Below are 19906 nucleotides of genomic sequence, written 5' to 3'. Positions count from 1 at the left end.
CGAACGCGTGTTCCGAACCGCTCCGATTGCGACAGGTGACCGTCAGCGTTTGCAACGGCTTAGGTGGTCACCTCGCGCAAATCCTGCGCAACTTGCGCAGGATTTCACTGGTCAGAGACTATTCCCTATTCCCTATTCCCTATTCCCTATTCCCTATTCCCTATTCCCTATTCCCTGTCCCCTATCCCTCCAGCCCGCCCAGCTGCGCCATCAGCGCGTCGAGCGCGCCCTGGTCCAGCCCCGCCTCGGGGAAGTCGCTGGGCGTGAACCCGCCCGCCCCCTCGGCCGCGCAGTGCGCCGCAAGCTCGCGCAGGGCGCGGGCGTACGCGTCCGCCAGCCGCTGCATGGTTTCCGGGCGAAACACCCGGCCGCCGTAGAAGATCATCATCCACAGCCGCCGGTCGATCATCAGCGAGTCGATGGAGATGCGCTCGCGGCGCACCTGCCGGGGCGAGCGCGTCGCCCCCGGGACGTGGCCGGCCGCGTCGAAGGCGCGCTCGTCGCCGCCCGAGCCGCCCATCAGCCCCGTGGTGCCGCCGCGCTGGCCCATGTAGTTGAAGGTGACCTCCGGCCACGGCAGCGCCGCCATCCGCGCGCGCACGTCGTCCGGCCCCATCCACCGCAGCAGCCCCCACCCCATCCCGCGTCCGGGGACCGCGCGCACCTGCTCCTTGACCGCCTTGAGCGTCTCGCCGGGACCCGCGTGGGCGGGCGCGGACAGCTGCAGCGGGTAGGTGGCCGTGAACCAGCCCACCGTGCGCGACAGGTCCACCCCGTCGAACAGGTCTTCGCGGCCGTGCCCCTCCAGCTCCACCAGCACCGACTCCGCGCCGCTCCACTCGCGCACCGCGGCCAGCAGCCCGGCCAGCAGCAGCTCCTCGACCCGCACCCCGTACGCGGCCGTCCCCTGCACCAGCGCCTCGGTGTCGGCCTCCTCCAGCGCCACCTGCACCACCGCCGAGTGCTCTTCCGTGTCGGGCGCGCCCGCGTCGTCCATCGGGAGCGGGGGGAGCGACGCCGGCAGCGACGCGTGCCAGAACTCCGCCTGGGCCAGGATCTCCGGTGAATGGGCATGCGCCGCCAGCCGCTCCGTCCACGCCTTGAACGACGTGGTCTTGGCCGGCAGCCGCGGCGCGGCGCCGGCGGCCAGCGCCAGATAGGCGGTTTGCAGGTCCTCCAGCACGATGGGCCACGACACGGCGTCCACGACCAGGTGGTGCACCACCAGCAGCAGCCGCGGCGGGCGGCTGGCTCCCAGGTCGAACAGGACGCCGCGCACCAGCGGCCCCCGCGCCAGGTCCAGCCCCGCCTGCGCGCGCTCGGCGTGGGGAAGGACGGCGGCGTCCACCTCGTCGTCCGCCACGTCGCCCAGGTCCACCACCTCCAGCGGCACCGGCTCGCCCGGCTCCGCGAGCCACTGCCGCCAGCCGTCCTCGCCGCGTTCGAAGCGCAGCCGCAGCGCGTCGTGGTGCGCCGCCAGCGCCTCGAGGGCGGCGCCCACCACGGCCGGATCGGCGCCGTGGGGCAGGGCCACGTAGGCGGCGTGGTTCCAGTGGTGCGGGTCCGCCGGCTCCCCGTCGAAGAACCACTGCTGCGAGGGCGTCAGCGGCGCGGGGCCGGTGACGGGGCCCTGCTCCGCCTGCACCGGCGCCGCCGTCCCGGCCACCGTGGCCAGCTCGGCGATGGTGGGGTGCAGGAACATCTGCCGGGGGGTGATGCGGATGCCGTGGTCCGCCGCCCGGCCGATCACCAGGATGGAAAGGATGCTGTCGCCGCCCAGCTCGAAGAAGTTCTCGTGCGCGCCCACCCGCTCGCGCCCCAGCGCCTCGGCCCACAGCCGCGCCAGCGTTTCCTCCACGTCGCCCCGCGGCGCCTCGAACGGCGCGTCGGGCTCCTCCGCCGGCGCCTCGGGGTCCGGCAGCGCGCGGCGGTCCACCTTGCCGGACGGCGTCAGCGGCAGCGCGTCCAGCGCCACGAAGACGGCGGGGACCATGTGCTCCGGCAGCGTACGGCGCAGGTGCGCGCGCAGCCCGGCGGAATCGATCGATCCCGCATCGCCCGCCACGTACGCCACCAGCCGCCGCTGCCCGCGCGCGTCCTCCCGCGCCGCCACGGCCGCGTCGCGCACGGCGGCGTGTGTGCGCAGCGCCGCCTCGATCTCGCCCGGCTCGATGCGGAAGCCGCGCACCTTGATCTGCTCGTCCACGCGCCCCATGAACTCCAGCGTGCCGTCCGTGCGCCAGCGCGCGCGGTCGCCCGTGCGGTACAGCCGCGCGCCGGGGTCGGCGGAGAACGGATCGGGGACGAACTTTTCCGCCGTGAGCCCCGGCCGCCCCAGGTAGCCGCGTGCCACCCCCGGCCCGCCCAGGTACAGCTCGCCCGGGATCCCCGGCGCCGACGGCTCCCCCCGCTTGTCCAGCACGAACGCGCGCGCGCCGGCGACCGGCCGGCCGATCGGCACCTCCGCGCGCGGGTCGGCCGCGGACACCGCCTGGTGCACCGTGGCCGTCACCGTCGCCTCGGTGGGGCCGTAGCCGTTCAGCAGGGGAACGCCGCGCCCCACGCGCTCCCAGGCGCCGAACGCCTCCGGCCGGGCGCGCTCGCCGCCGACGACCATCAGCCGCAGCGTGGCCGGGGGGGCGCCGCCGCGCTCGTCCATCTCGCGCACCCACTCGTGCCAGTAGGCGGTGGGAAGGTTCAGGACCGTGATCCCCCGCTCCTCCGCCCACGCCGCCAGCTGCGGGCCCGCCGCGGGGGTCCCTTCCGTCCGCGGGACCACGGCGCCGCCGGCCGCCCAGGTGGGAAAGATCTCTTCCAGCGACACGTCGAAGCTGGGCGATGCGAACTGCAGCACGCGGTCGCCCTCCGCCAGCCCGTACCGCTGGGCGATCCCCGCCGCCAGGTTGGCCAGCGCGCCGTGGGAGACGACGACGCCCTTGGGCCGGCCGGTGGAGCCGGAGGTGTAGATGACGTACGCCGCGGAAGACGAGTGCGGGAGTGCGTCAGTGCGGGAGTGCGGGAGTTCGGCGTCCGCGGAGCTCGTGCCGATCTCCGCGGTCGAATCGACTTCGATCACCGGTGTACCGGAGGGGATGCGGGCCGCCGTGGACGCATCGGCCAGCACGGCCGCGGCGCCGCTGTCCTCCAGCATCCAGGCCATGCGCTCCGCGGGAAGCTCCGGGTCCACCGGGACGTAGGCGGCGCCGGCGCGCATCACGCCCATCATCGCCACCAGCGCCGCCGCGCCGCGTTCCATGCAGACGGCCACGCGGTCCTCGGCGCCCACGCCCATCCCCCGAAGCCGCGCCGCCACCCCGCGCGCCCGCGCCGCCAGCTCCGCGTAGGAGAGGGAGGCGCCGTCCGCGACGATGGCGGGCGCGTCGGGGGAGTCCGCGGCGCGGCGCTCCAGCAGGGCCACGACGGAGTCCGGCGCGTCCGCGGGGGCGGCGGAGGCGGCCCACTCGCGCAGCACCTGCCGCTCTTCGTCGTCCGTCAGCAGCGACAGGCGCGAGATGGGCACGTCCGGCTGGGCCACCGCGCGCTGCAGCATGAGCGTAAAGCGGCGGCCGAACAGGTCCATGGTGGCCGGGTCGAACAGGTCGCGCGAGTACTCGATGTTGCAGTCCAGCCCGTCCTCCGTCTCGACCGACGCCAGCATCAGGTCGAACGGCGCCGCGCCGGTGTCGATCAGCGAGACGTGGTGGTTGTCGTAGATGGGGCGCGCGTCCAGCGCGTTGGTGATCTGCCCTTCCTGCTGCTGAAAGGCCGCCGAGTAGACGTGGTGAAAGTACATGATCTGGAACAGCGGCTGCCGGCTGGGGTCGCGCTGCACGTTCAGCGCGTCCACCACCCGGTCGAAGGGGAGCTCCTGGTGCTCGCCCACGTCCAGGATCATCCGCTTGCACCGCCCCACCAGCTCGCGAAAGGTGGGATCGCCGCGCAGGTCCAGCCGCACCGCCGCCGTGTTGACGAAAAAGCCCACCACCTGCTCCAGCTCGGCCCGCTGGCGGTTGCCCAGCAGCGTGCCTACGGTGATGTCTTCGGTCTGGGTGTAGCGGGCCAGCTGCAGGTCCAGCGCGGCCAGCATCACCATGTTCAGCGTGGCCGACGAGCCGCGGGCCAGGGCGCGCGCCGCCTCGGTGACGGGCACGGGGACGCGGAAGTTGTGAAAGGCGCCGCGAAAGCTCTGCTGCGGCGGGCGCGGGCGGTCGCCGGCGATCTCGGTGTCGTTGGCGCCGGCCAGGTGCTCGCGCCAGAAGGCCACGTGCCGCTCCAGCGTCTCGCCCTGCAGGTGCTGGCGCTCCCACACGGCGTAGTCGGCGTAGCGCAGCGTGGGCAGGGGCAGCGAGGGCGTGCGGCCCCGGCTGAACTCGCCGTAGAACTGGTCCAGCTCGCCCAGGATGATGGGGTACGCCCAGCCGTCCGTGGCGATGTGGTGCGTGTTGATCATCATCACGTACTGCTCGTCCGACACCCGCAGCAGGCCCACGCGAAAGAGCGGGCCCGTGCTCAGGTCGAAGGGGCGCGCGCCGTCCTCCTCGACCAGCCGCCGCACGCTGGGGAGGAACTCGCTTCCCATGCGCGGCCGCAGGTCGCGGATCTCGACCTTGACCGGGTACGGGTCCAGCACGATCTGCCGCGGCTGGCCGTCGATCATGCGAAAGATGGTGCGTAGCGCCTCGTGCCGCCGCACCACCTCGGAGGCGGCCTTTTCCAGCGCGTCCACCTGCACGCTGGCGCTGATGAGGTTGGCCACGGGGACGTTGTACAGCGGCAGGTCCGGGTCGTACTGGCACAGGAACCACATCCGCTCCTGCGCAAACGAGAGCGGATGCACCGGCCCCGGCCCGGCCACGCGGGTGACCCCGGCGCGCTGCATCGAGGCGGAGGGCTCGAGGCCGCGCAGGCGGGCCTCAAGCAGGGCGCGCTTGGCGTCGGAAAGGGCGGCGCGCTTGGCGGTCAGGTTGCTGGTGCTCATGGACGGATCTCGTTTCGTTCGGTTCAGCGGGCGGCGAAGGCGTCCATCTGCAGCGGCGCCAGCGGCGAATCGGTTTCCGTGGCAAAGGAGCGGTACAGCTCCCCCAGCTCCTCTTGAAAAGGCTCCAGCGACCACCCGTCGGCCGCCAGGCGGTGCAGGGTCCACAGCAGCACGTGGTCGTCGTCCGCCACGCGCAGCAGGCGCACGCGCAGCAGCGCACCGTCCGCGGCGAACGGCCGCGCCGCCTCGTCCTCCGCCATCCGCCGCAGCGCGTCGCCGGCGGATTCGACCTCGGCGGGGCGCACGTCCTCGGTGCGCAGGCGCAGGGGGCGCGGGGGCTGCACCACCCGCACGGGAGTGCCGTAGCGCACCTGGATGCGCGTGCGCAGCGTCTCGTGCCGCCGCACCAGCTCGTCGAGCGCGCGCCCCAGCGCCCAGTCGTCCAGGGCCCCCGTCATCCGCACCGCGGCGGCGAGGTGGTGCTCGGCGGTGCTCCCCGGCTCCAGCAGCGCCCACAGATGCTGATGCTCGGGGGACAGCGGGGAGTGCGTGAGTGCGTCAGTGCGTGAGTGCGGAAGTGCGGATTCCGCCGGGCTCGTCGCCGTGGTGGCGGGTTCGGTCGATACGGAGGCTTCGGTGGATGCGGACGGCGCCTGCGCGTCCACGGCGGACGCCAGCGCGGCGACGGTGGGCGTGGTGAAGAAGGCGCGGATGGAGAGCGTGGCGCCCAGCCGCGCGCGGATGCGCGACAGCACCTGCGTGGCCCGCAGCGAGTGCCCGCCCAGCGCAAAGAAGTCCGCGTCCGCGGCGATGCGCTCCGGCGCGACTCCCAGCACCTCGCCCCAGATGGCGGCGATGGCGCGCTCCGTCCGCGAGAACGTCGCGGTGGGCCCCTCCCCGCTCGTTCCTCGCGGAGAGGGGGGAACTGCGATAGCCTTCACCTCCGCCGCAGCAGCGGGCACCGGCGTTGCCGCCAGTTCCACGGAGCCGTCCGGGCGGTAGCGTCCGGCGCCGCCCATCGGCCGGAGCGCGCCGTCCGGGCCGCGCATCCACACCTCGCCCAATTCGCCGATGCCGGCCAGCTCGCCCGCGCGGGTGCGGACGACGACGGGGGATGCGTCCGTGTCCACGACCGCGCGATCCTCTTCCGTCACCAGCGAGAGGGCGGTCGCAGAGCGGTCCGCGTCGTCCGCGGCCTGGCGCAGGACGCCGGCGATCTGCGCCAGGAGCGAGCGCATCCGCGCGGCATCGAACAGGTCCGCGTCGTAGACGGCGTGCAGGCCGATCCCGCCCTCCATCTCCGCCGCGTACAGGGTGATGTCGAACTTGCTGGCCAGCTGCACGCCCGCGCCCAGCGAGGTCATCTCGCCTTCCGCCGCGGCCGATCCGCCATCCCCGTAGTTCAGCAGGTTCAGCATCACCTGGAAGACGGGCGTGTGCGCCTGGCTGCGCTCCGGCTTCAGGTCTTCCAGGATGCGCTCGAAGGGCAGGTCCTGGTGCGCGTACGCCTGCAGCGTCGCCTGCCGCACGCGGCCAAGCAGCGCGCGGAACGACGGGTCGCCGGAGAGATCCGTGCGCAGCGCGAGCGAGTTGAGGAAGAGGCCGATGAGCCCCTCCAATTCGGAGCGCGTACGTCCGGCCACAGGCGTGCCGATCACCACGTCCTGCTGGCCGGACCAGCGCGCCAGCACTACGTCGAGCGCCGCCAACAGCACCATGAACAGCGTGGCGCCCTCACCGCGGGCCAACGACAGCACGCGCGCGGCCTCGGCGGGCTCCAGGAACAGCGCCTCGGATGCGCCGCGGTGGCCCTGCACCGGCGGGCGCGGGCGGTCCGTGGGCAGATGGAGCAGCGGCGGCGCGCTGGCGAGAGCCTCGCGCCAGTAACCGAGCTGCGCATCCAGCACCGGGCCGGAGAGCCACGCGCGCTGCCACGCCGCGTAGTCCGCGTACTGGATCGGCAGCGGCGGCAGGGGCGACGGCTCGCCGCGGAGGAAGGCGGCGTGGAGCGTGGAGATCTCGCCCAGCAGCACGCGCATCGACCAGCCGTCGCCGATGGCGTGGTGCAGGTTCACCAGCAGCAGGTGCTCGTCCTCCGCCAACCGCACCAGAGAGGCGCGGAAGAGGGGACCGGCTTCCAGATCGAACGGCTCGTTGGCGCTTTGCTCCGCCAGCCGCGCGCCCTCCGCATCGCGCTCCTCTTCCGCCAGCATGGAGAGGTCGATGAACGGCACCTCCACGCGGTTTGGCGGCGAGATGCGCTGCACCGGCACGCCGTCCACCTCGGGGAGCGCGGTGCGCAGCGTCTCGTGGCGGCGCACCACCTCTTCCACGGCCCGGCGCATGGCCTCCGGGTCCACCGGGCCGGTCAGCAGCTGCGCGGTGGGGATGTGGTAGACGGCGCCGCCGCCCTCCATCCGGTCCACGAACCAGAGCCGCTCCTGCGCGAACGACGCCGGCGCGGTCCCGTCGTGCGGGATGTGGATCAGCGGCGGCGCCTCCGGTCCGCGCTCCGCCCCCGCGCGCTGGTCGATCTGCGCGGCCAGCGCGGCCAAGACAGGTGCCTCGAACAGCGTGCGAAGCGGCAGCTCCACGCCGAAGCGGTCACGCACGCGCGCAACCAGCTTCGTCGCCAGCAGCGAGTGGCCGCCGAGCGCAAAGAAGTCGTCCTCCGCGCCCACCTGCTCCACGTTCATCAGCCCCGCCCAGATCTCCGCCAGCGCAATCTCGGTGGATGTGCGGGGGACGACGAACTGCCGGCCGGCATCCGCCTCCGGCTCCGGCAGCGCCTTGCGATCCACCTTGCCGTTGGGCGTCACCGGCAGCGCGGGGAGGAAGACCCACGCGGACGGGACCATGTAGTCCGGAACGCTCCCGCGCAGCCACTCGCGCAGTGCGTCTGAAGACGGCGCATCGCCGCCCTCCGCGACCACGTAGGCGACGAGCCGCTTGGCGTCCGCATCGCCGCGGGCGACGACGACGGTGTCGCGGATGGCGGAATGGGCGCGCAGGGCAGCCTCGATCTCCCCCGGCTCGATGCGGAAGCCGCGGATCTTCACCTGCTGGTCCGCGCGGCCCGCGATCTCCGCCACGCCGTCCGGGCGGTAGCGGCCCAGGTCGCCGGTGCGGTAGGCGGGATCGGCCGCGTCGCCGGTCCAGGGGTTCGCGACGAAGCGCGCGGCGGTCAGCTCCGGATCGCCCAGGTAGCCAAGCGCGATGTGCGGGCTGCGCATCCACATCTCCCCCACTTCGCCGATCCCCACGCGCTCGCCCGCGGCATTGCGGATGAGCACCTGCACGTCGGGAATGCCCACGCCGACGGGAATGATGTCCTTCGCCAAGTGATCGAGGTCGCGCGGGACGACAAAGTGGGCGACGGCGCGCTGGGTCTCGGTCGATCCGTAGTAGTTGATGACGGTCAGGTTCGGCGCGAGGCGGTGCATCCGCGCCACGTCCGTCCGCGTGAGCACGTCGCCCACGAAAAAGGCGCGGCGCAGGGAATCAACGGTGGACGAGGGGCCATCCCCCCGGCCTCCTCCCTCCGCAAACTGCGGCTGCGCTTCGGACGATGCGGTGCCGGCGGCGGGCGCCCCCACCGGCTCGCCTGGGCTCGCCACCTCCCCCAAAACTGCTGGGGGAGGTTGGGTGTGCGGCTGGGCTCGCGGCGCGTCAGCCAGATGCGGAACGTCCGCCGTCTGCTCGTCCGCGCTGGTAGTCAGCAGCTGGCCCATGGCGGGGGTCAGGTGCGCGACGGTGACGCCCGCGGCGCGCATCCACTGCGCCAGGTAGCCGGGGGTGCCCACTTCGTCCGGATCGGGAGCCACGACCGAGGCGCCAAGCTGCAGCGGGGTGAACACGTCGCGGTGCAGCGGGTCGTGCGCGAGGCCGGAGAGCAGGCTAAAGCGGTCGGCGGCGCCCAGCTCGAAGCGCTCCGCCAGCCAGGGGGTGAAGTGCGTGAGCGAGCCGTGGCGGCCCATCACCGCCTTGGGCTTGCCCGTGGTGCCGGACGTGAACGAGAGATACGCCAGCGAGTCGGGGCCGATCTCGACCATCGGGGCAATCTGCGCTTCGGACGATTCCAAGCCGCGGGCAGGCGCCCCCACCGGCTCGCCCAGGCTCGCCACCTCCCCCAAAACTGCTGGGGGAGGCTGGTGTGCTCCCGCAGAATTGGCCGCTTTGTCCACAAAATCCACTCGGCGGATGTCGAGCGGGTGCGTGGACACGACGGTCTCGCGCAGGGCGTCCGCCACTTCCGCCGGGACCTCGCCGGCGGCGGCGAGCGGGAGGAAGCCGGTGGGGCGGGCGATGCGGACGTACTCGGCCAGGCGCGCGGGCGGATAGGCGGGATCCAGGATCAGGAACGCGGCGCCCGTCTTCATCGTCCCCAGCAGCGCGCGGACCAGCGCGGCGGAGCGGTGGCCGAGGATGGCAACGACGTCTCCCGGCGCGACGCCGTCCGAAATCAACCGATGCGCGATGCGGGTGGTGTCGGCATCCAGCTCGGCGTAGGTCCAGCGCTCCCGCGGATCCTCCACGGCCAGCGCGTCCGGAGTGCGGGCGGCGTGGGCGGCGAAGATCGCGGGGACGCTGCCGCGCCACTCCGCGGAGAGCTTCGCGGCCGGATCGGGGAGGACGGGGAGCGCGTCATCCGTCAGCAGGGAGTAACGGTGGATCGGCTGCTCGGCATCTTCCGACGCCTGGCGAAGCACGCTGGACAGCTGCGCCAGCATGGAGCGGACGCGCGCGGCATCGAACAGCGCGGGGTTGTAGACCAGGTGCAGGACGATGCCCTCCGGCGCCTCGCCCGCGTACAGCGTAAGGTCGAACTTGCTGGCCGGCGCGGCCGATCCACCCACCGGCTGAAGCTCCAGCCCGGGAAGGGAGACGTCGCCCTCGGCGAAGTTCGACAGGTTGAGCATCACCTGGAACAGCGGCGAGTGACTCAGCGACCGCTCGGGGGCCAGCTCCTCCAGGATGCGCTCGAAGGGAAGGTCCTGGTGCGCGTACGCCTCCAGCGTGGTCTCGCGCACGCGGCGCAGAAGCTCGCGGAAGGTGGGCTCTCCGCTCAGGTCCGTGCGCAGGGCCAGCGAGTTCAGGAAGAGGCCGATCATCCCCTCCGTCTCGGCCCGCGTGCGCCCGGCGATCGGCGTGCCGATCACCACGTCGTCCTGCCCGGCCAAGCGCCCGAACACGACGTCCATGGCGGCCAGCAGCACCATGAAGAGCGTGCTGCCCTCGCGGCGGCCCAGCGCCAGCACGGCCTTCGCGTCGTCCCCGCCGAGGACGGCGGTCTCCACGGCGCCGCCGTACGTCTGGACGGCGGGGCGCGGGCGGTCGGTGGGCAGCTCCAGCAGCGGCGGCGCGCCGGCCAGCTTGCGCCGCCAGTATCCCAGCTGCGCTTCCAGCACGTCGCCCGCCAGCCACCCGCGCTGCCACACCGCGAAGTCGCCGTACTGCAGCGCCGGCTCCGGCAGCGGCGACGCCTCGCCGCGCGCAAAGGCGGCGTACAGGACGGAGAGCTCGTTCCACAGCACGCCCACGGACCAGCCGTCGCTGACCACGTGGTGCAGGTTTACGGTGAGCACGTGCTCGTCATCCGCCACCCGCACCAGCGCGGCGCGAAAGAGCGGCCCGCGCTCCAGGTCGAAGGCGCGCTCCGCCACCTCGCGCATCACCGCTTCCGTCGCCGCGTCGCGCTCCGCCTCGTCCGCGATGGCGGAGACGTCGTGCACCGGCAGCTCCACCGGCGCGGCGGGGAGGATGCGCTGCACCGGCTGCTCGCCCGTGAAGGGGAGCGCGGTGCGCAGCGTCTCGTGCCGGCGGACGATCTCGCCGAACGCGCGGCGCAGGGCGTCTACGTCCAGCGCGCCGCGCAGCAGGTAGTGGAACGGCATGTGGTAGACGGGGCTTCCCGGCTCCAGCCGGTCCACGAACCACAGCCGCTCCTGCGCAAAGCTCAGCGGCAGGTCGCCCGTGCGATCCGCGGGGCGGATGGGGGGGGCCTCCACGCCGGCGGAGGCGCGCAGCAGCCGGTCCACCTCGCCCGCGAACGCGCCCAGCGACGGGTGCTCGAAGACGGCGCGCACGGGCACCTCGACCCCCAGCGCCTCGCGGACGCGGGCCACGGCGCGGGTGGCCAGCAGCGAGTGCCCGCCCAGCTCGAAGAACCCGTCGCCCACGCCCACCCGCTCCGCGCCCAGCAGCTCCGCCCAGATCCCCGCCAGCACCTGCTCCGTCTGCGTGCGCGGCGCCACGTGCTCCGCGCCCGCGTCCGACGCGCCGGGCGCGGGAAGCGCGCGGCGGTCCGTCTTGCCGCTGCCGGTAAGGGGCAGCGCGTCCATCGCCACGAAGGCGGAGGGGAGCATGTGCTCCGGCAGCGTGCCCCGCAGGTGCGCCCGCAGCGCCTCCGCGCCGGGGACTGCAGAGCCCTCCCGCGGGACGACGTAGGCCACCAGCCGCGGCCCGCCGGCGCCGTCCTCGCGCACCACGGCCACGGCGGCGGAAAGCGCGGGGTGGCGCAGCAGCTGGGACTCGATCTCCCCCAGCTCGATGCGAAAGCCGCGCAGCTTGACCTGGAAGTCGATGCGGCCCAGGAACAGCAGCGCGCCGTCCGCCCGGCGCCGCACCCGGTCGCCGGTGCGGTACATCCGCGCGCCCGGCTCCGCCGAGAAGGGATCGGGGACGAACTTCTCCGCCGTCAGCGCGGGGCGGCCCAGGTAGCCGCGCCCCACCTGCACGCCAGCGATGTGCAGCTCGCCCGCGATCCCCACGGGGACCGGCGCGCCGCGGCCGTCCAGCACGTGAATCTGCGTGTTGGCGACGGGGAGGCCGATGGGCACCCCGCCGGACGCGTCGCCGCGGGCGCAGGGCCAGTACGTCACGTCCACGGCGGCCTCGGTGGGGCCGTACAGGTTGTGCAGCCCCACGCGCCCGTTGCCGCCCGCGTCCATCCAGTCGTGGAAGCGCGCCGCCAGCTCCGCCGGCAGCGCCTCGCCCGAGCACACCACGCGCGCCAGCGATCCGCACGTCCCCGCGGGCGCGGCGTCCAGGAACGCCGCCAGCATGGAGGGGACGAAGTGCAGCGTGGTCACCCGCTCCCCGTCGATCAGCCGCGCCAGGTAGGCGGCGTCGCGGTGGCCGCCGGGGCGCGCCAGCACCAGCCGCGCGCCCGCCATCAGAGGCCAGAAGAACTCCCACACCGAGACGTCGAAGGAGAACGGCGTCTTCTGCAGCACCACGTCGTCCGCCGTCAGCCCGTACTCGGCCTGCATCCACGCCAGGCGGTTGACCACGCCCCGGTGCGCGTTCATCGCCCCCTTGGGATTGCCCGTGCTGCCGGAGGTGTAGATGGCGTACGCCAGGTGATCGGGCGAGGCCACGTCCCGCGGCGCCTCCGCCGGCTCGTCGCGCACCACGTCGAAATCGGGATCGATGACGATCGTCCGCGCGCCGTGCTCCGGGAGCGCGTCCGCCAGCCCCGGCTGCGTCAGCAGGACGGGGACGGCGGCATCGGCCAGCATGTACGCCAGCCGCTCCGCGGGATACTCCGGGTCCAGCGGCACGTACGCGCCCCCCGCCTTGAGCACCGCGAGGAGGGAGACGACCATCTCGAAGCCGCGCTCCATGCAGACCCCGGCGCGCACCTCGGGCCCCACGCCCAGCCGCCGCAGCCGGTGCGCGAGCTGGTTGGCGCGCGCGTCCATCTCCGCGTACGTCATCGTCCGCCCCTCGAACGCCAGCGCCACGGCGTCCGGCGTCCGCGCCGCCTGCGCCGCCACCAGGGCGTGCAGCGTGGCGTCGGGAATCGGCATCTCCACCCCGGCGGACAGTGCGCGGACCGCCTGGGCCTCCTCCGCCGGCATCATCTCCAGCGACGCGACCGGCGCGTCGGGGGTGGAGAGGGCGGCATCCAGCAGGGTGGCGTAGTGGCGCACCATCCGCTCGATGGTGGGCGGATCGAAGAGGTCCGCAGCGTACTCCACGCCGGCCCAGGTGCGCCCGCCCTCCTGCGCCACGGCAAAGGTCAGGTCGAACTTGGCGGCGTTCAGCTCCTGGCGAACGCCCTCCGTCTCATCGTCCTCCTCCGCCCCGCGCCCCTGGTCGGGGTGCGAGGTCTGCTGGACGAACAGCGCCTGCACCAGCGGCGAGTACGCCAGCGTGCGCTCCGGCGCCATCTCCTCCACCAGCCGCTCGAAGGGGAGGTCCTCGTGCTCGAACGCCCCCATCGTCCGCGCGTGGACGCAGGCCAGCAGCTGGCGAAAGGTCGGCGCGCCCGACAGGTCGCCGCGCAGCACCAGCGTCCCCGCAAAGAAGCCGATGAGCGGCTCCACGTCGCGGGTGCGGCGGCCGGCGGAGGCGGTGCCCACCAGCAGGTCGTCGGTGCCGGCGTAGCGGCCCATCACCACCTGGAAGGCGGCCAACAGCACGTTGAAGGGCGTGGTCCCCTCGCGCAGGGCCAGCGCGCCGGCGCGCTCCGCCAGGGTGCCGTCCAGCTCGGCGAGATAGGACGCGCCGCGCTGGGTGGCGACGGCGGGGCGCGGATGGTCGGTAGGCAGCTCAAGCAGCGTGGGCGCGCCGGCCAGCTCCTGGCGCCACCACGCCAGCAGGCCGTCCAGCGCGGCGCCGGACAGCCGCTCGCGCTCGCGCCGCGCGTGCTCGCCAAACTGCACGGGGAGCGGCGGCAGCGGCGAGGCGAGGCCGGCGCGGAAGGCAGCCAGCAGCTCCTCGAACTCGCGCCAGAAGACGGAGATGCTCCACCCGTCGCTGACGATGTGGTGCATGGTCGCCAGCACGGCCACGTCCGCCGGGCCCATGCGCACCAGGCGCGCGCGGAACGCCGCCTGGTCCAGCGCAAACGGCGCCGTCGCCTCGTCCATGGCGATGCGGTCCAGCTCCGCCTCGGCCGCGTCGCGCGGCAGGGCGGAAAGGTCCTGGACGGGGAGGTGGAAGGCGCTGAACGGCTCCACCACCTGCACGGGCTCGCCGTCGCGGGTTTCGAAGCGGGTGCGGAGGACGCCGTGGCGCCGCACGATCTCGCCGATGGCGCGCTCGACGACGGCCGGGTCCAGCGGCTGCTTGAAGCGCGCGGCGGTAGGCATGTTGTAGGCGGAGCTGCCGGGCTGCAGCCGGTCCAGCATCCACAGGCGCTGCTGGGTGAAGGCCAGCGGGTACTCGCCGCCCGCGCCCTCGTCGACGGTGGGCGCGCGCGTCTCCACCGCCTGCCGCGCCTTGAGCCGCAGCGCGAGCAGCCTGCGCTTTTCAGGGGTAAGCTCGTCCAGCCTGGTGTTGCTCATCCTATGCCTTCAAAGCCGGGCGTGGCGTTCGCCCCCCGGCGTGGTGTGTGGCTTCCAAACGAACGTTCGAGGCGGTTCGGCACGATGCATCGCGCGCCGGCGGGGTGCCCCTCCCCCGGCCCCTCCCCGTTCGTTCCTCACGGAGAGGGGAGAATTCGATCCCGCTTCGACGAAAGACCCAACTACGTCCGCGGCGCCCCCTCCGCTCGCTTAGGCTCGCACCTCCCCCAAAACTGCTGGGGGAGGTTGGGGTCGCCGACGTGGTAGAGCCTCGGAGACAAGGCCCGAACTGGCGCCCGACAGGCCCCCTCTCCCCCTGCCCCTCTCCCCCGCTGTCGCGGGAGAAAGGGGGAGAATTCGATCCCGCTCCGGCAGGCGATCCCGGCCGCTTTCACCCACCCTGCTACGTGGCAGGCACTTGCCCGAACCACAAAGCCGCCAGTCCGCGAAGGCGGCCTTCGTGTGGTTGTTGCAGCGAATTCATTCGCCCTTGCCGCCTCTACGACGGGCACCGGACTGCGCCCGCCGGGGTGCCCCTCCCCCGGCCCCTCCCCGTTCGTTCCTCACGGAGAGGGGAGAATTCGATCCCGCTCCGAAACTCTTCGGGTCGCGTCACCCTCCCCGCGCTGTTGTGGGGGAGGGCCGGGGTGGGGGGGGGCGGCCCACCATCCCGCATCCAACCTTCCGAAGCACCGCGCATCCAGCCCCCATCACCCAACCTCCCCCAGACTTGGGGGAGGTGCGAGCCTAAGCGAGCGGAGGGGGCACCCCGCGGGTCGCGCCTTATCCAGCCACCATCCCGCTCACCCCTTCACCCGTTCACGCCCTACACCCCCTCCTCCGCCAGCAGCGCCTCGATCTCCGCGTCGCTCAGGCCGTCCAGCTCGCCGACCATGGCGGCGAGGACGGGGGAGCCGGCGGCCTCCACGGCGGCGGCAAGGCCGGCGATGGTGGGGTCCTGAAAGAAGACGCGGATGGCGACCTCCACCTCGAACACCTCGCGGATGCGCACCAGCACCTGCGTGGCCAGCAGCGAGTGCCCGCCCAGCTCGAAGAAGTTCTGGGTCACCCCGGTGCGCTCGCGGCGCAGCACCTCGGCCCAGATCTCGGCCACCATGTCCTCCACCACGTTGCGCGGCGCCACCATCTCCTCCGCCGGCTCCTCCGACCCGGCGGGCGCGGGAAGGGCGCGGCGGTCCACCTTGCCGCTTCCGGTCAGCGGCATCTCGTCCAGCGCCACGATGGCGGCGGGGACCATGTACTCCGGCAGCCGCTCGCGAAGGTGCGCGCGCAGGGCGGCGGCCGTGACCTCCGCGCCCTCCTTCGCCACCACGTAGCCCACCAGCGCGGGGCCGCCGGGCTCGTCCGGGCGCAGCACGGCGGCCGCGGCGGCGACGCCGGGGTGGCGCCGCAGCTCGCTTTCCACCTCGCCCAGCTCGATGCGGTAGCCGCGCAGCTTTACCTGCCCGTCCAGGCGCCCCATGAACGCCAGGCTGCCGTCCGCCCGCCAGCGCACGCGGTCGCCCGTGCGGTACATCCGCGCGTCCGCGGCGCCCGCGAACGGGTCGGCGACGAACTTCTCGGCCGTCAGCTCCGGGCGGCCCAGGTAGCCGCGCGCCACGCCGCCCCCGCCGATGAACAGCTCGCCCGGCACGCCGGCGGGCACGGGGCGGCCGCGCGCGTCCAGCACGTACGCCCGCACGTTCGCCATCGGCCCGCCGATGTGGACGAGCCCGGCGCCGGGCTCCGCCACCCGCTGGCCGGTGGCCCAGACGGTGATCTCGGTGGGCCCGTACAGGTTCCACAGCGCGCCCACGCGGGGCATCAGCTGCTCCGCCAGCTCCGCCGTCAGCGCCTCGCCGGTGGCGATGGCGCGCAGCCGCGGCGCGCCCGCCCACCCGGCCTGCAGCAGCAGCCGCCAGGTCGCGGGGGTGGCCTGCATCACCGTCACGCCGTGCGCCTCCATCATCCGCCCCAGCGCCACCCCGTCCACCACCTCGTCCCGCCCGGCGACCACCACGCGCGCGCCAGCCACCAGCGGAAGGAAGAGCTCGGGGACGGAGACGTCGAAGGAGATGGTGGTCACCGCCAGCGTCACGTCGTCCGCGCGCATCCCCGGCTCGTGCGCCACGGAGGCCAGCATGGACGACAGGCTGCCGTGCTCCACCTCCACCGCCTTGGGCCGGCCGGTGGAGCCGGAGGTGTAGATGAGGTACGCCCGGTCGCGCGGCTCCACGTCCACCGAAACCGGCTCGATGGACGCGGCGGATGACGGACGCGGCGGGACGGGGACGATCGCGGCGCCCGTGGTGATCTCCGGGAGCGCGGGATCGGCCAGCAGGAGCGCGGCGCCGGAATCCCGCAGCATGTACGCGATGCGCTCGGGTGGATACACGGGGTCCAGCGGCAGGTAGGCGGCGCCGGTCTTGAGGATGCCGAGCAGCGCGGGGACCATGGCCGCGTCGCGGTCCACGTACACGCCCACGATGCCGCCCCACCCCGCGCCGCGCGCCCGCAGCTCCCCCGCGACGCGGTTGGCCCAGGCCTCCAGCTCCGCGTACGTCACCCGCTCCCCGCCCGCGATCAGCGCAACGGCGTCCGGCGTGGCGGCGGCCTGCGCCTGGATGCGCCGGTGCAGCGGCCGCGGATCGACCGGGGCGGACGGGCCGGCGCCCCACTGCGCCAGCAGCACGCGGCGCTCGCCGTCCGAGACGATGTCGAGCGAGGCGAGGGGCGCGTCGGGCGCGCGGGTGGCGGCGTCGAGCACCGCCAGGAAGGTGCGCTCCATGGCGACGATGGTCGCCCGGTCGAACAGGTCGGTGGCGTACTCGAATCCGCCGCCCAGCCCCTCTGGCGTATCCACCGTGGCCAGCTGGATGTCGAACTTGGAGACGCCGGTGTCCACCGTCTCCGCCGGCTTTGCCGCGTCCATCGGGCGCAGCTGCAGCGCGGTGGGCTCGGGCTCGGACGCGGACGCGCCGCCCCCGGCGATCACGGACGCGTGGTGGAAGTAGAGGACCTGGAAGATGGGGTGGCGGCTCAGGTCGCGCGGCACGCCCAGCTCGTCCACCAGCTTTTCGAACGGCAGGTCCTGGTGCGCGCTTGCGTCCAGCACCGCGCGCCGCGCCGCCGACACCGCGTCGCGAAAGGTGGCGTCGGGCGAAAGCGCCAGCCGCAGCGCCGCCGTGTTGACGAACATCCCCACGATGGGCTCCAGCTCCGGGCGCGGGCGGCTGCCCAGCAGCGTGCCGATCACCAGGTCGTCCTGCCCCGACCAGCGCCGCAGCGTCTCGGCGAAGCCGGCCAGGAACACCATGTTGAGCGTGGCGCCCTGGTGCCGGCAGGTGTCGCGGATGCGCCGCTCGAGATCGGCGCCGATCCGGAAGGTGTGCGTGGACCCCTCGTGGCTGGCCACCGCCGGGCGCGGCCGGTCGGTGGGCAGGTCCAGCGCGGGAACGCCGTCCAGCAGGCCGCGCCAGTAGCGCACCTGCCCCTCCAGCGCCTCGCTCTTCAGCCGCTCGCGCTGCCAGACGGAGTAGTCGGCGTAGCGCAGCGGCAGCTCGGGGAGCGACGGCTCGCGCCCGGTGTGATAGGCCTCGTACAGCGCCGCCAGGTCGCGCATCAGCAGCGGAAACGACCAGCCGTCCGTGGCGATGTGGTGCGTGGTGACGACGAACGCGTACTCCGCCTCGGACACGCGCAGCAGGGTCATGCGCACCATGGGGCCGCGGTCCAGGTCGAAGAGCCGCGCGCTCTCTTCCGCCGCCAGCCGCTGTACGCCGGGCACGAACGCCGGACCCACGCGGTGGCGCACGTCGATCACCTCCACCGGCACCGCCACGGGGGGACCCACCACCTGCACCAGGTGCCCGTCGGCCTCCATGCGGTAGGTGGTGCGCAGCGCCTCGTGGCGGCGCACCATCTCGGTCAGGGCGCGCTCCAGCGCCGGCACGTCCACGTCCGCGCCCACCAGGAAGGCGGCGGGGACGTTGTACATGGGGCTGTGGGGCGCAAAGCGGCTCAGGAACCACATGCGCTCCTGCGCGAACGACGCCGGGTGCTCCGGGCCGGGGCCGGCGCAGCGGGTCACGCCCTGGCGCGGCGCGGCGGCGGGGGGCGCGCCGCGAAGGCGGGCCTCCAGCAGGGCGCGCTTGGTATCGGAAAGGCCGGCGCGGCGGCCCACGGTGGTGTCCTGCATGCTCATCTGACTGCGTATGGGGATGCGTTAGCGCGTGACGTCCACGTGCACGTATTCGGGAAACGGCTGGATGGTGCCCAGGTCGTGCTCGTAGATCACCAGGTCGCCGTGCTTCTCCACCTGCCGGAAGCCGCCGAAGCGGTAGGTGACCTCCATCATCCGGTTGCGGCCGTTGGGCTTGAACTCGGCCCGCAGCCTGGCGCCCGCGTCCTTTGCCTGCTGCATCACGTGGCTCATCATGATGGTCCCCACGCCGCGGCTCATCACGCGGCAGGACATCAGCAGCAGCTTGAGCGTCCAGAACTCGGCCGAGGTCTTTTCCACCAGCGCCAGCCCGATCTTGCCGTAGGTGCCGAAGCGGTCCTCCAGCCCGGCCACCAGCAGCAGGTGGTCGGGCGAGTGGCGAAACGCGTTCAGCTCGGCGTAGTCGTAGGTGTAGCCGGTGGTGTTGAGCTGGTTGGTGCGCTGCGTGAGCTCTTCGGCGCGCTGCAGGTCGGCCTCGCTGCACGGGGCCAGGGTAAAGCGCATGCGCAGGTCGCGCAGGAACTCTTCGGAGGGCCCGTTGAAGGTTTCTTCGGCCTGGTTGCGCTGGATGTCGGCCATGTACAGCCGGCGGCGGTTGCGGCTGTCGTCGGTGATGAACTCGGGGTTCATCTCCGGCCGGTCCAGCAGCCCCTCCAGCTCGGCGGCGTCCAGGACGCGCACGTCGGGGCAGGCGTGCGCCACCTCTTCCCGCTCGAACGGCTGGTCGTCGATGAACAGAAAGGTGTCGAGCCCGATGTTGAGCGACTTTGCGATCTGCGCGACGTTCTCGCCCTTGGCGTTCCAGTTGATCTGCGGATACAGGAAGTACTCGTCGATCCCCAGCGCCTGAAGGCGGGCCATGGCCGCGTCGCGGTCGTTGCGGCTGGCGACGGACTGCAGGATGCCGCGCTCGTCCAGCGTGCGGATGGCGTCGAGCACGCCCGGCCGCAGCGGCACGTCGCCGTCCTCCAGCAGGATGCCGTTCCACACGGTGTGGTCCAGGTCCCAGACCACGCACTTCACCGCCTTGGGCGGCCTGGCCGCCGCGGGGGCGCCGGTCTGCGGGATGTCGATCGTATCGGTCATCGTCGGGTCGCGTCTCACGAGTTCAATTTCAGGGACTTCGCGTAAACTTCGCCTGCTTCCGGCCGGGGCCGGGGGTGTACCGCACGAACGGCATCGAGCTGCGCCGCCGGGGTGCCCCTCCCCCGGCCCCTCCCCGTTCGTTCCTCACGGAGAGGGGAGAATTCGATCGCGCCGCGGACGGGGTCGGGCTGCGTCCGCGGGCGCCCCCACCGGCTCGCCTGGGCTCGCCACCTCCCCCAAAACTGCTGGGGGAGGTTGGGGTGGCCGATGGATCGGGGCTCGACGACCTGTATCGCACTGCGCCCGCCGGGGTGCCCCTCCCCCGAC

At 73.3% G+C, this 19906-nt stretch carries 4 protein-coding genes; all 4 read right to left on the bottom strand.

The genetic code is table 11. The annotated features are described in order from the left end of the window. Nucleotides 1-181 precede the first annotated feature (181 nt). The 4 genes from VGC13_RS23400 to VGC13_RS23385 all read right to left on the bottom strand — a co-directional run bounded on the left by VGC13_RS23400 (nt 182) and on the right by VGC13_RS23385 (nt 19579). Nucleotides 182-4978 (bottom strand): amino acid adenylation domain-containing protein, encoded by a 4797-nt coding sequence (locus VGC13_RS23400; protein WP_331127723.1) that lies wholly within the window; start codon nt 4976-4978, stop codon nt 182-184. A 23-nt stretch (nt 4979-5001) separates the two neighbouring features. Then, a complete protein-coding gene (locus VGC13_RS23395) occupies nt 5002-14271 on the bottom strand; it encodes an amino acid adenylation domain-containing protein (protein WP_331127722.1) in 9270 nt (3089 codons plus the stop codon). 826 nt (nt 14272-15097) lie between these two features. After that, nucleotides 15098-18475 carry an amino acid adenylation domain-containing protein gene (locus VGC13_RS23390; RefSeq protein WP_331127721.1) on the bottom strand — a complete coding sequence of 1126 codons (3378 nt, stop codon included), beginning with the start codon at nt 18473-18475 and terminating at the stop codon, nt 15098-15100. Nucleotides 18476-18496: 21 nt separating this feature from the next. Next, nucleotides 18497-19579 carry an HAD-IIIC family phosphatase gene (locus tag VGC13_RS23385; protein WP_331127720.1) on the bottom strand — a complete coding sequence of 361 codons (1083 nt, stop codon included), beginning with the start codon at nt 19577-19579 and terminating at the stop codon, nt 18497-18499. Nucleotides 19580-19906: the final 327 nt, after the last annotated feature.

The organism is Longimicrobium sp., from assembly GCF_036399255.1.
Taxonomy (GTDB): domain Bacteria; phylum Gemmatimonadota; class Gemmatimonadetes; order Longimicrobiales; family Longimicrobiaceae; genus Longimicrobium.
Note: the sequence above shows the minus strand (reverse complement) of the source record. Positions and strands in the feature narration are given on the sequence as shown.